This window comes from Acidovorax sp. DMC1 (genome assembly GCF_056314325.1).
The window spans coordinates 38,408-52,775 of the sequence record NZ_JBQUYO010000001.1; the positions used below are offsets into that span (position 1 = coordinate 38,408).

11 protein-coding genes and 1 riboswitch are annotated in these 14,368 nt (G+C 65.8%); of the genes, 1 reads left to right on the forward strand and 10 read right to left on the reverse strand.

All coding sequences use genetic code 11. The features are described from left to right. Nucleotides 1-34: 34 nt before the first annotated feature. The 4 genes from ACT531_RS00180 to lpxC all read right to left on the reverse strand — a co-directional run bounded on the left by ACT531_RS00180 (nt 35) and on the right by lpxC (nt 5,199). Entirely contained in the window at nt 35-1,684 is a 1,650-nt protein-coding gene (locus tag ACT531_RS00180; RefSeq protein ID WP_110961378.1) for a methyl-accepting chemotaxis protein, read from the reverse strand. 196 nt (nt 1,685-1,880) lie between these two features. Further along, a complete protein-coding gene (gene thiC, locus ACT531_RS00185) occupies nt 1,881-3,785 on the reverse strand; it encodes a phosphomethylpyrimidine synthase ThiC (protein WP_476016074.1) in 1,905 nt (634 codons plus the stop codon). A 122-nt stretch (nt 3,786-3,907) separates the two neighbouring features. Next, nucleotides 3,908-4,031: riboswitch (TPP riboswitch) on the reverse strand. Between the two features lie 55 nt (nt 4,032-4,086). Then, nucleotides 4,087-4,263, reverse strand: coding sequence for a hypothetical protein (locus tag ACT531_RS00190; RefSeq protein ID WP_015012563.1), 177 nt, complete (start codon nt 4,261-4,263; stop codon nt 4,087-4,089). A gap of 12 nt (nt 4,264-4,275) precedes the next feature. Further along, nucleotides 4,276-5,199, reverse strand: a complete 924-nt coding sequence (gene lpxC / locus ACT531_RS00195; protein WP_015012562.1) for a UDP-3-O-acyl-N-acetylglucosamine deacetylase — start codon at nt 5,197-5,199, stop codon at nt 4,276-4,278. 194 nt (nt 5,200-5,393) lie between these two features. Here lpxC and ACT531_RS00200 point away from each other — a divergent pair, with 194 nt between their 5' ends. Beyond that, nucleotides 5,394-7,175, forward strand: a complete 1,782-nt coding sequence (locus tag ACT531_RS00200) for a methyl-accepting chemotaxis protein (protein WP_476016075.1) — start codon at nt 5,394-5,396, stop codon at nt 7,173-7,175. Between the two features lie 143 nt (nt 7,176-7,318). Here the strand turns inward: ACT531_RS00200 and ftsZ are convergent, their stop codons facing one another. The 6 genes from ftsZ to murG form a co-directional block, all read right to left on the reverse strand. Then, nucleotides 7,319-8,560 carry a cell division protein FtsZ gene (gene ftsZ, locus ACT531_RS00205; RefSeq protein ID WP_060985579.1) on the reverse strand — a complete coding sequence of 414 codons (1,242 nt, stop codon included), beginning with the start codon at nt 8,558-8,560 and terminating at the stop codon, nt 7,319-7,321. A 151-nt stretch (nt 8,561-8,711) separates the two neighbouring features. After that, nucleotides 8,712-9,941, reverse strand: coding sequence for a cell division protein FtsA (gene ftsA / locus ACT531_RS00210; RefSeq protein WP_015012559.1), 1,230 nt, complete (start codon nt 9,939-9,941; stop codon nt 8,712-8,714). Between the two features lie 107 nt (nt 9,942-10,048). Then, entirely contained in the window at nt 10,049-10,852 is an 804-nt protein-coding gene (locus tag ACT531_RS00215; RefSeq protein WP_015012558.1) for a cell division protein FtsQ/DivIB, read from the reverse strand. Beyond that, nucleotides 10,852-11,841 (reverse strand): D-alanine--D-alanine ligase, encoded by a 990-nt coding sequence (locus tag ACT531_RS00220; protein ID WP_015012557.1) that lies wholly within the window; start codon nt 11,839-11,841, stop codon nt 10,852-10,854. The genes ACT531_RS00215 and ACT531_RS00220 overlap by 1 nt, the downstream gene beginning before the upstream one ends. Then, nucleotides 11,838-13,271, reverse strand: coding sequence for a UDP-N-acetylmuramate--L-alanine ligase (gene murC / locus ACT531_RS00225; RefSeq protein ID WP_060985578.1), 1,434 nt, complete (start codon nt 13,269-13,271; stop codon nt 11,838-11,840). Before murC ends, ACT531_RS00220 begins: the two co-directional genes overlap by 4 nt. Further along, nucleotides 13,268-14,329, reverse strand: a complete 1,062-nt coding sequence (gene murG / locus ACT531_RS00230; RefSeq protein ID WP_476016076.1) for an undecaprenyldiphospho-muramoylpentapeptide beta-N-acetylglucosaminyltransferase — start codon at nt 14,327-14,329, stop codon at nt 13,268-13,270. Before murG ends, murC begins: the two co-directional genes overlap by 4 nt. Between the last annotated feature and the right edge of the window lie 39 nt (nt 14,330-14,368).

Genomic DNA, 14,368 nt, shown 5'->3' on the forward strand with positions numbered 1-14,368 from the left:
AAGCACTAGCACTACCAGCCAAAAACACCTGAAATTACCGGATCTGCAACGCAGGTCGGCGTGCCACCTGGGCGACGGCGGGTGCTGCGGCAACGGGGGTGTTGAACGTGGCCGAGGGCGATGCGCCATCCTGCAGCTTGAACTGGCTGACCGCGCTGTTGAGGTGGTGGGCCTGCTCACGCAGCGACTCGGACGCTGCGGTAGATTCCTCCACCAGCGCCGCGTTCTGCTGGGTCATCTGGTCAAGCTGCGTGACCGACTGGCTGATCTGGCCGATGTTGTCGCTTTGCTCGGCCGACGAGGCGGTGATCTCCGCAATGATGTCGGACACGCGCCGCACGCTGCTCACGATCTCCGTCATGGTCTGGCCGGCCTGGCTCACCAGGCGCGAGCCGTCTTCCACCCGCTCCACCGACGAACCGATCAGGCCCTTGATTTCCTTGGCGGCCTCGGCGCTGCGCTGCGCGAGGTTGCGCACCTCGCTGGCCACCACGGCAAAGCCGCGGCCCTGCTCACCGGCACGGGCAGCTTCCACCGCAGCGTTCAGCGCCAGGATGTTGGTCTGGAACGCAATCGAATCGATCACGCCCGTGATGTCGGCAATCTTGCGCGAGCTGGTGGTGATCTGGTCCATGGTGGTCACCACCTGCGACACCACGGCGCCGCCGCGCGCAGCCACCTCGGCGGCGGTCGAGGCAAAGTCGCTGGCCTGGCGCGAGGCCTGGGCGCTTTGCTGCACGGTGCTGGTCAGCACTTCCATTGACGAGGCCGTCTCTTCCAGGTTGGCCGCCGTCTGCTCGGTGCGGTGGCTGAGGTCGTGGTTGCCGCTGGCGATCTCGGAGCTGGCGGTGGAGATGTTGCCCGCCGCGTCCTGCACCTGGCGCACCAGGTCACGCAACGAGTCCTGCATGCGGCCCATGGCGCCCACCAACTGGCCCACTTCGTCCTGGTTCATAGCCGCCACGTCGCGCGACAGGTCGCCACTGGCAATGCGTTCGGCCAGCTCTTGTGCCTGCCCGAGGGATTTGGTGATGGAGCGCACGCTGAAGAACGTGAGCGGAATCAGCACGGCCAGTGCCAGCACCAGGCCTACGCCGATCAGCGCGGCCATGGTGGAGGTGCGTGATTCGACGCCCGCACGGGCCTCGTCCATCTGCGCACGGGCCGAGTCCGCGAGGCTGGAGAACAGCTTGTCGGTGGCCTCCATGTGGACCTTCAGGCGATCGGCGTAGGCGCCGCCACCGGCGCCGTCGAGCTGCGCGCCTTCGATCTTCTCGAAGATGGGCGAAATGCCGGTTTCGTACTGCTTGATCTCGTCCAGCGATTTGTCGATGGAGGCCACAAAATCCGCATCGCCCGACTGCACCTGGCGCACATCGGCCAAGCGTTTGCGCAGGGAGGTCAGGGTCTTGGCCCAGGACTCGCGCAGGGCAGAGACCTCGACCGAGTTGTTGAAGTTGATGATGATGTCTTTTTCGGTCCGGCGCAGGTCACCCAGGGTGGTGCGCAGCTCGGACATGTCGGTCAGCGTCTGCACGCGCTCTGAAAACAGCACTTGCAGGGTGCCGCGCGTGCGGTCCAGGGCTACGTAGCCCATGGCACCGATGACGACCAGAAGGATCAGGGAGAAGACGGTTCCGAAGTAGAGACGCGTGCGGATGGAGAAGCGGCCGAGAGCGTTCATGGCTCTTCCTTACATTTTTTAACAGATAGTCCAGCATAGCAAATTTGGTGCCACACACACCCCCCACCTTCTGGGCCGGGGGTGGGCGGGACTATATGCCGGGCCAGGCCGTCCGCCGCACAGGGTAAGCACGGCCCCGGGGCCCTGTTTCAGGGAATCCTCGGGGCCAGTAGCTGCGCTTATTGCGCCGCTGCCATCACACGGGCTTGAGGGGGATGTACAGCTCGCCGCCGCCCTGCTGGAACTCGGCCGCCTTGGCCTGCATGCCCTGGGCCAGGGCTTCGGCCTCGGCCACGCCCTTTTGCGCGGCAAAGTCGCGCACTTCCTGGGTGATCTTCATCGAGCAGAACTTGGGCCCACACATCGAGCAGAAATGCGCCACCTTGGCCGAGTCCTTGGGCAGGGTCTCGTCGTGGTATTCCTTGGCCGTCTCCGGGTCCAGGCCCAGGTTGAACTGGTCCTGCCAACGGAAGTCGAAGCGCGCCTGGCTGAGCGCATCGTCGCGCGAGCGGGCGCCGGGGTGGCCCTTGGCCACGTCGGCCGCGTGGGCGGCAATCTTGTAGGCAATGATCCCTTGCTTCACGTCGTCACGGTCGGGCAAGCCCAGGTGCTCCTTGGGCGTCACGTAGCACAGCATGGCCGTGCCCATCCAGCCGATCATGGCCGCGCCAATCGCGCTGGCGATGTGGTCATAGCCCGGCGCGATGTCGATGGTCAGCGGGCCCAGGGTGTAGAACGGCGCTTCGTGGCAGGTCTTGAGCTGCTCGGTCATGTTGGCCTGGATCATGTGCATGGGCACGTGGCCGGGGCCTTCGATCATGGTCTGCACGTCGTGCTTCCAGGCCACCTGGGTCAGCTCGCCCAGCGTGTGCAGCTCGGCAAACTGCGCTTCGTCATTGGCATCAGAGGCGCAGCCGGGGCGCAGGCCGTCGCCCAGGCTGAACGACACGTCGTACGCCTTCATGATGTCGCAAATGTCCTCGAAGTGCTCGTACAGGAAGCTCTCGCGGTGGTGCGCCATGCACCACTTGGCCATGATGGAGCCGCCGCGCGAGACGATGCCCGTGCGGCGCTGCGCCGTGAGGTGGATGTAGGCCAGACGCACGCCCGCGTGGATGGTGAAGTAGTCCACGCCCTGCTCAGCCTGCTCGATCAGCGTGTCGCGGAAGATTTCCCAGGTCAGGTCTTCGGCCACGCCGCCCACCTTTTCCAGCGCCTGGTAGATGGGCACCGTGCCAATCGGCACGGGCGAATTGCGCACGATCCAGTCGCGCGTGGTGTGGATGTTCTTGCCGGTGGACAGGTCCATCACGTTGTCGGCACCCCAGCGGATCGCCCAGACGAGTTTTTCGACTTCTTCCTCAATGCTCGAGGTGACGGCCGAGTTGCCGATGTTGGCGTTGATCTTGACCAGGAAATTGCGGCCAATCGCCATCGGCTCCACCTCGGGGTGGTTGATGTTGGCGGGGATGATGGCGCGGCCCCGGGCCACTTCGTCGCGCACGAATTCGGGCGTGATGATGCGCGGGATGCTGGCGCCCAGGGGGTTGCCCATCAGGCGCTTCTCACGGCCTGCGTCGGCCATGTACTGCTCCATCCACTCGCGCTTGCCGTTTTCGCGGATGGCCACGTATTCCATCTCGGGCGTGATGATGCCCTTCTTGGCGTAGTGCATCTGCGTGACGTTAGCGCCCGCCTTGGCGCGCAGGGGCTTGCGCTGCAGGGCGGCGGCTTCGGCGCGCAACTGGGCCAGGCGGGTGGCGTCTTCGCTCTTTTGTCCGTCGTCCAGCGCCACGGGCGCGCGGCCTTCGTAGTGCTCCACATCGCCACGGCCGGTGATCCAGCCACCGCGCACGCTGGCCAGGCCTTGGCGTACGTCGATCATGGCGTTCGGGTCGGTGTAGGGGCCGGAGGTGTCGTACACGCTGACCAGTTCGCCATTGGTGAGCGCAATGTCACGCACGGGCACGCGCAGGTCAGTGTGCAACTGGCCGGGGATATAGGCCTTGCGCGATGCGGGGAAGGGCTCGCGGGTGCGGGCGAGCAGCTCGGCAAACTTTTCAGCGCTGGCCAGTGGGGTGTGAGGGTCGGGGGCGTTCATGGGCAGGTCTCCTGGTTCCGGTGGCGGTGGGGTCTGCTCCGGAATGGACCTGTGCGCCCCTCGGGTGGCTGCGCATGGCAGCACCTGAGGCATGGCGTGCCCACAGGGACTGCGGGCACGGGGACAAGGAGGTCGGCTCTTCTTCCGCCGGTATGAACCGGATCAAGTTCGTCGGGTTCGCAAGCTCGCCTGAATTCCTTCAGGACCCTTGCATCTCAGCGCATCAGCACACCCCGGAGCAGGCGCGAGTATAGGGCAGAGGAAAAAACGGGCCCGCAGAGCCCGCGCATCAGCCGATACATCAGGCCAGGCGGCCGATGAGGATCACTGCAAAAAAGAACACCGCGGCAATCACCGTCCACTTGAGAATGACGAGCCCCAGGCGCTTGTAGCGCGGCTGCCCGGTGCCGGCATAAAACGCAAATGACACGGCGGCCGCCAAAAGCAGCAGCATGGCCAGCCAGCGAAAGATCAACATGGCCAACGGGCCCTACCAGGCACGCGCAGGCTGCGCAAAGCCGGTGGGTGCCTGGCGCTCATCCTCGAAGGTGACCACTTCCCAGGCATCGCGCTGGGCCAGCAGCTCGCGCAGCAGCAAATTGTTCATGGCATGGCCCGAGCGGAAGGCGCTGTAGGCGGCCAGCAGCGGCTTGCCAATGAGGTACAGGTCGCCCATGGCATCCAGGATCTTGTGCTTCACGAACTCGTCGTCGTAGCGCAGGCCGTCGCTGTTGAGCACCTTGTAGTCGTCCATGACGATGGCGTTGTCCAGCCCGCCTCCCAGCGCCAGGCCGTTGGAGCGCATCATCTCCACATCGCGGGTGAAGCCAAAGGTGCGCGCGCGAGCGATGTCGCGGCTGTAGTTGCCTTGCCCCAGGTCAAACTCCACACGCTGGCCGGTGGAGTCTACGGCGGGATGGTCAAAGTCGATTTCAAAACTGAGCTTGTAGCCGTGGTACGGCGTGAGGCGCGCCCACTTGGCGTTGGCGCCTTCACCCTCGCGCACCTCCACGGGGCGGGTGACGCGGATGAAGCGCTTGGGCGCGTTTTGCAGCTCCACCCCGGCGCTTTGAAGCAAGAACACGAACGAGGCCGAAGACCCGTCGAGGATGGGGACCTCTTCAGCCGTAATGTCCACGTAGAGGTTGTCAATGCCCAGCCCCGCACAGGCCGACATCAGATGCTCCACGGTGTGCACCTTGGCATTGCCCACCGCGATGGTGGACGCCAGCCGCGTGTCCGTCACCGCCTCGGCACGGATGGGAATGTCTACCGGCTGCGGCAGGTCCACCCGCCGGAACACGATGCCCGTGTCCGGCTGCGCGGGCCGCAGGGTCAACTCGACCCGCTGGCCGCTGTGCAGACCCACGCCTACGGCGCGGGTCAGGGTCTTGAGGGTGCGTTGCTGGAGCATCCGCGCATTTTAGTTTCTGCGCCGCCGCCCCGCATGCGCCGAGGTCTTGTCAGCCCTTCAGAGACGCGTACGTAGAGCTACCGCCGCGTTTTCACCTACTGTGCAGGCCCCATGCTTGGTCGCACAATTTGCGCTCTAAGGGCCTTGAAAATACACGACATGAACTCACTACACCCGCCCCGCAGGAGACTCCCATGAGCAAACTCGGTTTCAAGATGAAGGTCATGCTCATGATCGGCACCGCGCTCACGGCGCTGCTGATCATGGCCATCCTGTCCCTCCTCCAGGAGCGGCGGCTGATCACCGAGTCCCGCAAGGACATGCTGACCACCGCCGTACAGTCCGCCCACAGCATCGTGGTCGGCTACCAGGCCAAGGCCGCCAGCGGCGCCATGTCGGTAGAAGATGCGCAGAAAGCCGCCAAGGACGCCCTGCGCATTGCCCGTTACGGCGGCCCCGAAGGCAAGACCGAATATTTCTACATCTGGACCACGGAGGGCGTGGGCGTGATGCACCCCTTCAAGACCGAATGGGACGGGCAGGACATGCTCGGCAAGGTCAAGGACGGTTCGGGCGTGGACATCATTGGCCTGCTGGTCAACGGCATGCGCAACAGCAAGGATGGCAAGGCCTTTGTGCCCACCATGTTTGCGCGTCCCGGCCAGCAGACTCCCGTGCCCAAGCTGCAGTACATCGTCAAGGTGGATGGCTGGAACTGGATGGTCGGCTCCGGGCTGTACACAGACGACGTAGATGTGATGCTGCGCCAGGCCCTGTGGTCGAGCCTGGCGCTGGTGCTGGCGGTGTTTGTGGCGGTGGGGGTGATCGGCCTGCTGGTTTCGCGCTCGGTGTTGCGCCAGATTGGCGGCGAGCCCACCCATGCCATTGCCATCATGTCCGAGGTGGCCGAAGGCAACCTGGACGCGCAGATTCCGGCCGCCCCTCCGGGCTCCATGCTGGACGGCCTCGCCCACATGGTGACCTCGCTGCGCAAGCTGGTGACCGAAGTGCGCTCGGCCACCGACAGCATTGCCACCGCGTCCAGCGAAATTGCGCAAGGCAACAATGACCTGGCCCACCGCACCGAAGACACGGCCAGCAACCTGCAGACCACGGCCAGCAGCATGGAGGAGCTGACCAGCACGGTGAAGCAGACCTCCGACTCCGCCCAGACCGCCAACCAGATGGCCACGTCCGCCGCCGAAGTGGCGGCACGCGGGGGCGAGGTGGTGTCGCAGGTGGTTTCCACCATGCAGGACATCAATGCCAGCAGCAAGAAGATCAGCGACATCATCGGTGTCATCGACGGCATCGCGTTCCAGACCAATATCCTGGCGCTCAATGCCGCCGTGGAGGCCGCCCGTGCCGGCGAGCAGGGCCGGGGCTTTGCCGTGGTGGCCGGCGAGGTGCGCAGCCTGGCGCAGCGCAGCGCCGAAGCCGCCAAGGAGATCAAGTCGCTGATCGGCGCGTCGGTCGAGAAGGTGGAGTCCGGCACGGCCCTGGTGGGCAATGCGGGTGCCACCATGACGGAGATCGTGGCCAGCGTGCAGCGCGTGACCGACATCATTGGCGAGATCCGTGCCGCCACGTCGGAGCAGAGCCAGGGCATTGCGCAGGTCAACACCGCCATGAACCAGCTGGACCAGATGACCCAGCAAAACTCTGCGCTGGTGGAAGAATCCACCGCCGCCGCCGACAGTCTGCGCGAGCAAGCCATGAAGCTCACCCAGGTGGTGGCGCTCTTCCGTGTGAACGGCAGCACCTCCGCGCCCGCCCCGACCAGCCGGCCCGCAGCCGCGCCACGCCCCGCCGTGGCTCCTGCAGTGCGCGCCGCAACACCCCGCCCAGCCCTGGCCAAGGCGCCGGCAGCCCCTCGCCCTGCGGCGCCTTCACCCGCCCCAGCGGCGGCATTGCCCCCCAAGGCCAGCAGCCCCAAGACTGCGGCAGACAACAACGATGACTGGGAGTCTTTCTGATCGCTGAGAGGCCTGGGGCCACCCAGGCTTGAACGCGCGCTGAAGCACGCTACATCAGTAAAAAAGCCCTGCCAGCTTGCGCTGGCAGGGCTTTTTGTTTTACACCCCCATCAAGGGGCGGCGGAGTGCGATCAGCGGGGCTGTCAGTCCGCCTGCTTGCGCAGGAAGGCGGGGATCTCCAGGTCATCCATGCCGCCGGACGACAGGGCATCCACGCGGGCTGCCGCCTGCGTGCGGTTGGTGCGCCACACGCTGGGCACCGACATGCTGCCGTAGTCGGCCTGGGCACTGCCCGCATGGCCGCCAGGCACGCCCACAGCGGTACCCAGCGTGCCCACACCGGCGACGGGCATCTGGTAGGCCATGTTGTCCGTGCCCGTGCGCAGACCACCTTGCACCACCGAGATGGGCTGGCGGCGTGCATTGGCACGCGACAGGCCCGTGGCCACCACCGTCACGCGGATCTCATCGCCCAGGCTTTCGTCGTAGGCGGCGCCGAAGATCACATGCGCATCGGTGGATGCGTAGGCGTTGATGGTGTTCATGGCCTGGCGCGACTCGGACAGCTTGAGGCTGCCCTTGCTGGCCGTGACCAGCACCAGAACGCCCTTGGCGCCCGACAGGTCGATGCCTTCGAGCAGCGGGCAGGCAATGGCCTGCTCGGCAGCGATGCGTGCACGGTCTGGGCCGCTCGCCGTGGCCGTGCCCATCATGGCCTTGCCGGGCTCGCCCATCACGGTGCGCACGTCTTCAAAGTCCACGTTCACCTGGCCGTATTCGTTGATGATTTCAGCGATACCGCCCACGGCGTTCTTGAGCACGTCATTGGCGTGCGCAAAGGCCTCGTCCTGGGTGATGTCGTCGCCCAGCACATCCAGCAGCTTTTCGTTGAGCACCACGATCAGCGAGTCCACGTTGGCTTCCAGTTCGGCCAGGCCATCGTCCGCATTCTTCATGCGGCGACCACCTTCCCAGTCGAAAGGCTTGGTGACCACGCCCACGGTGAGGATGCCCATCTCCTTGGCCACGCGCGCGATCACGGGCGCAGCGCCCGTGCCCGTACCGCCGCCCATGCCCGCCGTGATGAACAGCATGTGGGCGCCGGAAATGGCTTCACGGATATCGGCCACCGCTGCCTCGGCCGCGTCGCGGGCCTTCTCGGGCTTGCCCCCTGCGCCCAACCCGCTGTTGCCCAGCTGGATGACGCGGTGGGCCGAGCTGCGCGTGAGCGCCTGCGCGTCGGTGTTGGCGCTGACAAACTCCACGCCCTGCACGCTGCGGGCAATCATGTGCTCGACGGCATTGCTGCCGCCGCCGCCCACACCGATCACCTTGATCTGGGTGCCCTGGTTGAATTCTTCGGCTTCGATCATTTCGATGGTCATCTTGGAGCTCCTGGTTCTAAATTCGTATGCAATTGCCAATTGAGAGATGGGATCATTTTTCTTGTAGTGCGTGGCGGTCCTGTACATCGCCATCGCTCGCGCGGTATCTTGTGAGGGCTCCCACGCGCCAGCCACAGGGGATATTTCATGGTCAGAAATTCCCCACGATGAAATCTTTGAAACGCCCGAATGCGGTCTTCATGGACCCACTCTTCTGAGCCACCTTGAAGCCGCGCAGGCGCGCCAGACGGGCCTCTTCCAGAAGGCCCATCACCGTGGCGGCACGGGGCTGGGCCACCATGTCCGCCAGCGCGCTGGAATACTTGGGGATGCCGCGCCGCACGGGCTTGAGGAAGATGTCCTCGCCCAGTTCGATCATGCCGGGCATCACCGAGCTGCCACCCGTGAGCACGATGCCCGACGACAGCACTTCTTCGTAGCCCGACTCGCGCACCACCTGCTGCACGAGCGAGAAGATTTCTTCGACGCGCGGCTCAATCACACCGGCCAGCGCCTGCTTGCTCAGCATGCGCGGGCTGCGGTCGCCCAGGCCGGGCACTTCCACCTGCGCCTCGGGGTCCGCCAGCAGCTGCTTGGCGTAGCCGCTTTCGACCTTGATGTCTTCGGCGTCCTTCGTAGGGGTGCGCAGCGCCATCGCGATGTCGCTGGTGATGAGGTCGCCCGCAATCGGGATCACCGCCGTGTGACGGATCGCACCACCCGTGAAGATGGCCACATCCGTCGTACCTGCGCCAATGTCCACCACCACCACGCCCAGCTCGCGCTCGTCGTCGGTCAGCACGGCCTGGCTGCTGGCCAACGGGTTCAGCATGAGCTGCTCGACCTCCAGGCCGCAGCGGCGCACGCACTTGATGATGTTCTCGGCCGCGCTTTGCGCGCCGGTCACGATGTGGATCTTGGCTTCGAGGCGGATGCCGCTCATGCCAATGGGCTCCTTCACGTCCTGCCCGTCGATCACGAATTCCTGCGGCTCCACCAGCAACAGGCGCTGGTCGCTGCTGATGTTGATGGCCTTGGCCGTCTCCACCACGCGAGCCACGTCGGCCGACGTGACCTCCTTGTCCTTCACGGCCACCATGCCGCTGGAGTTGAGGCCGCGAATGTGGCTGCCGGTGATGCCGGTGTAGACGCGCTGGATCTTGCAGTCCGCCATCAGCTCGGCCTCTTTCAGGGCCTGCTGGATGCTCTGGACCGTGGCGTCGATGTTGACCACCACGCCCCGCTTGAGACCATTGCTCGGGGCCACGCCCAAGCCTGCGAGCTTCAGCTCGCCATTGGGCAGAACCTCGGCCACCACGGCCATGACCTTGGCGGTGCCAATGTCCAGCCCCACGACGACGTCTTTGTATTCTCTTGCCATATCAGTCTCTGCCCTTCTCGGTTCTGTCCCGCTGTCCCACCAAGCCCTCACACCGCCCTCTCGGGGTCTGCAGCATGCTGCGTCCAGTCCTGTTGTTCCTCATGCCATCACCTCTTGCGCACAGCCGTCGCGCCGGTTGCGTCTGCACTCACTGTGGTCACGCCCCGCAGGCGCAGCGCGTAGCCCCCGGCGTGGCGCAGGTCTGCCGACTCCAGCGCATCCACCCGACGGCCGTACTGCGCGGCCACCTGGGTGAGGGTGCGCACAAACCGCTGCGTGCGCTGCACCACTTCCTGCGGCGTGCCGCCGCCTAGCTCCACCACAGCCTCGCTGTCGAGGGTGGCGCGCCAGCCGCCCCGCCCTGTCAGCTCCAGCTCTTCCACATCCAGCCCAAGCGGTTGGAACACCGGCTCCAGCAGCCCGTACATCTGCAGCACCTCGGCCGAGGTGCCCGCTGGCCCCTGCAGGCGCGGCAGGCCTTCCTGCTCCACATCGCCCACATTCGCCTCGAAGACTTCGCCCTGGCTATTGACCAGCGCCGAGCCGGTGTCCGGGCCCCAATACGCCACGGCGTCGTGCTCCTGCAACTCCACGCGCAGGCTGCCTGGGTAGACCCGCCGCACCTGCGCGCGGCGCACCCAGGGCACCTGCTCGAAGGCCTCGCGCGCCGCGCGCAAGTCCACCGTGAAGAAGTTGCCCACCAGGTGCGGCGCCACGTTGGCCCGCAGCGTCACCGCGTTGTTGTGCACCAGTTCGCCCTGCACCACGATGCGTGCAATGGCAAAGCCGGGGTAGCGCAGCACCCACCACGCGCCCGCCGCCAGCACGGCCATGGCGCAGCCCACGAACAGGACCGACGCGGTCAGGTTCATGAGCTTGACGTCCAGGGGTGCAGGCAGCGTCTGATTCATCAGGCAGCCTTTGGCTTTGCGGGCGTGTCCAGTGCGGCATCCGCGAGGATGCGCAGGCACAGCTCTTCGTAGCTGATGCCCGAGGCCCGGGCCGACATGGGCACGAGCGAATGGCCTGTCATCCCGGGGGACGTATTCATCTCCAGCAGGAAGGGCTTGCGGTCACTCGCACGGATCATCAGGTCGGCCCGGCCCCAGCCACGGCAGCCCAGGGTGCGGTAGGCCTCCAGCACGATGCGCTGGATCTCGCGCTCTTCGGCCTCGGGCAAGCCGCTCGGGCACTGGTACTTCACGTCGTCGGTGAAGTACTTGTTCTGGTAGTCATAGGCGCCATCGGGCGCCACGATGCGGATCACCGGCAGTGCGCGGGCGTTGGCGCCCTGGCCCAGCACAGGGCAAGTCACCTCCTCGCCCTCGATGAACTCTTCACACAGCACGTCGGGGTCGTACTGGGCCGACAGCTGCACGGCCTCCTGCATGTCGGAATAGCCGCGCACCTTGGTCACGCCGATGGACGAACCTTCGCGCGGCGGCTTCACGATCAGCGGCAGACCCAGCTCGTCGGGCACGGTGCGCACTACTTCACGCTGTTGACGGTCAGGGGCCAACCATACGTACCGCGGCGTGGGCAGGCCCTCGGCCAGCCACACCCGCTTGGTCATGACCTTGTCCATGGCAATCGCCGACGCCATCACGCCAGGGCCGGTGTACGGAATGCGCAGCAGCTCCAGCGCGCCCTGCACCGTGCCGTCTTCGCCATGGCGACCATGCAGTGCGATGAAGCAGCGCGCATAGCCGTCGCGCTTCAAATCACCCAGCGCATTCTGCGCAGGGTCAAACGCATGGGCATCGACGCCGCGCGAACGCAGCGCCTGCAGCACGCCGCTGCCCGACATCAGCGACACCTCACGTTCGGCCGAGTCTCCGCCCATCAGGACGGCAACCTTGCCCAGCGATTTCACGTCGATATTTGATTCAGGAAGGGTCATGGTGCGCTCCCTTCATGCGCTTTCAGCTCATTATTTTGTAGCATCTCAACCACCTTGCCGGGCACGGCACCGATGGAACCGGCGCCCATGCACATCACCACATCGCCCGCGCGTGCGTTGTTGGCAATGGCCTGGGGCAGATCGGCCACGTTGTCCACAAACACAGGCTCCACGCGCCCTGCCACACGCAAGGCACGGGCCAGCGAGCGTCCATCGGCAGCCACGACAGGCGCCTCGCCTGCGGCATACACCTCGGTGAGCAGTACCGCGTCGGCATGGCCGATCACCTTGACGAAGTCTTCGAAGCAATCGCGCGTACGCGTGTAGCGGTGCGGCTGGAAGGCCAGCACCAGGCGCCGCCCGGGGAACGCGCCACGTGCGGCCGCCAGCGTGGCAGCCATCTCCACCGGGTGATGGCCGTAGTCGTCGATGACGGTGAAGGTGCCGCCGTCCTTCGCGGGCAGGTCGCCATAGCGCTGGAAGCGGCGGCCCACGCCCTTAAAGCCCGCCAGCGCGCGCTGCACGGCGTCGTCGGGGATGTTCAGCTCCACCGCCACGGCAATGGCCGACAGCGCGTTGAGCACGTTGTGCTCGCCCGCGAGGTTGAGCACCACCTCCATGTCGGGCAGCGTGACGCCGTTGCGCCGCTGCACCGTGAAGCGCATCTGGCCGGCCTCGGCACGCACGTTGATGGCACGCACCTGGGCGTCTTCCGCGAAGCCGTAGCTGGTGATGGGGCAGGTCACGCTTTGCAGGATGTCGCGCACGGCGGGGCTGTCCACACACAGGATGGCCGTGCCATAGAACGGCATGCGGTGCAGAAAGTCCACAAACGCGCCCTTGAGCCGGCCGAAGTCGTGCCCGTAGGTCTCCATGTGGTCGGCATCGATGTTGGTCACCACCGCCATCACGGGCAGTAGGTTCAGGAACGACGCATCAGACTCATCGGCCTCGACCACGATGTAGTCGCCGCTGCCCAGTTTGGCATTGGCGCCCGCACTGTTGAGCTTGCCGCCGATCACAAAGGTGGGATCCAGCCCCGCCTCGGCCAGAACGCTGGTCACAAGGCTGGTGGTGGTGGTCTTGCCGTGTGTGCCGGCTATGGCAATGCCTTGCTTGAGGCGCATCAGCTCGGCCAGCATCAGTGCGCGCGGCACCACGGGGATCTTCTTTTCGCGTGCGGCCAGCACTTCGGGGTTGTCCGATGTGACTGCTGTGGACGTGACCACGGCGTCGGCACCATCGATGTGCGCGGCCGCGTGGCCGAGGCAGGTCTTGATGCCCAGGTCGGCCAGGCGGCGCAGCGTGGCGCTGTCGGCCAAGTCCGAGCCCGAGATGCGGTAGCCCAGGTTGAACAGGACTTCTGCAATGCCGCTCATGCCGGCGCCGCCCAGGCCGACGAAGTGGATGTGGCGAATCGCGTGTTTCATGCCAACTCCTCGCAGGCAGTCACCACTTCGCGGGTGGCGTTGATTTTTTGCATGTTTTTGGCCTTGAGCGCTACATCCACAAGCGTGGACCGCTCCAATTTCAATAGCATTTCAGACAACCCTTGCGGCGTCAGGTCGCGCTGTTGCACCAGCCAGCCGCCGCCCGCATTCACCAGGAACTGCGCGTTGGTGGTCTGGTGGTCATCCACGGCCGACGGGAAGGGCACGAAGATGGACGCGGCGCCCACGGCCGCGATCTCGGTGACGGTGCTCGCACCCGCGCGGCAGACGATGATGTCGGCCGCTGCGAACGCGCTGGCGGTGTCGTCGATGAAAGGCGTCAGCTCTGCCTCGACACCTGCGGCGGCGTAGTTGGCGCGCAGCGCATCGATCTGCGCCACACCGCTTTGGTGGACTACGGTGGGGCGCTGGTCGGCAGGCATCAGCGCAATGGCCTGGGGCACGATCTCGTTGAGCGCACGCGCGCCCAGGCTGCCACCCACCACCAGCAGGCGCAGCGGGCCGCTGCGGCCCGCAAACCGTTCGGCCGGGCCGGGCTGCTGCGTGAAGGCGGTGCGCAGCGGGTTGCCCACCCACTGGCCCTTTTTGAACACGTTGGGGAAGGCGGTGAACACCCGGTCGGCCACACCGGCCAGCACCTTGTTCGCCATGCCCGCCACGGAGTTCTGCTCGTGCAGCACCAGAGGCTTGCCCGCGAGCACGCCCATCATCCCGCCCGGAAAGGTGATGTAGCCGCCCAGGCCCACCACCACATCGGGCTTCACACGGCGCACGACCTGCAGCGCCTGCCAGAACGCACGCAACAGGCGCAGCGGCAGCAGGGCCAGCGTGACGAGCCCCTTGCCGCGCACGCCCGAGAAATCGATGAGTTCCAGAGCAAAGCCGTGCTGCGGCACGATGCGTGACTCCATGCTGCCGGGCGCGCCCAGCCAGTGCACGCGCCAGCCACGCGTGCGCAACTCTTCGGCCACGGCCAGGCCGGGGAAGATGTGGCCACCGGTGCCACCGGCCATGATGAGGGCGGTCTTCTGCGTCATACCCGCCCCCCACGCATCGAATGCTGCGCATTCGGCAGC

What these genes read in the sequence shown, in the direction of transcription:
- ACT531_RS00180 (WP_110961378.1), bottom strand. Translation starts at nt 1,684, where the DNA reads ATGAACGCTCTCGGCCGCTTCTCCATCCGCACGCGTCTCTACTTCGGA.
- thiC (WP_476016074.1), bottom strand. Translation starts at nt 3,785, where the DNA reads ATGAACGCCCCCGACCCTCACACCCCACTGGCCAGCGCTGAAAAGTTT.
- ACT531_RS00190 (WP_015012563.1), bottom strand. Translation starts at nt 4,263, where the DNA reads ATGTTGATCTTTCGCTGGCTGGCCATGCTGCTGCTTTTGGCGGCCGCC.
- lpxC (WP_015012562.1), bottom strand. Translation starts at nt 5,199, where the DNA reads ATGCTCCAGCAACGCACCCTCAAGACCCTGACCCGCGCCGTAGGCGTG.
- ACT531_RS00200 (WP_476016075.1), top strand. Translation starts at nt 5,394, where the DNA reads ATGAGCAAACTCGGTTTCAAGATGAAGGTCATGCTCATGATCGGCACC.
- ftsZ (WP_060985579.1), bottom strand. Translation starts at nt 8,560, where the DNA reads ATGACCATCGAAATGATCGAAGCCGAAGAATTCAACCAGGGCACCCAG.
- ftsA (WP_015012559.1), bottom strand. Translation starts at nt 9,941, where the DNA reads ATGGCAAGAGAATACAAAGACGTCGTCGTGGGGCTGGACATTGGCACC.
- ACT531_RS00215 (WP_015012558.1), bottom strand. Translation starts at nt 10,852, where the DNA reads ATGAATCAGACGCTGCCTGCACCCCTGGACGTCAAGCTCATGAACCTG.
- ACT531_RS00220 (WP_015012557.1), bottom strand. Translation starts at nt 11,841, where the DNA reads ATGACCCTTCCTGAATCAAATATCGACGTGAAATCGCTGGGCAAGGTT.
- murC (WP_060985578.1), bottom strand. Translation starts at nt 13,271, where the DNA reads ATGAAACACGCGATTCGCCACATCCACTTCGTCGGCCTGGGCGGCGCC.
- murG (WP_476016076.1), bottom strand. Translation starts at nt 14,329, where the DNA reads ATGACGCAGAAGACCGCCCTCATCATGGCCGGTGGCACCGGTGGCCAC.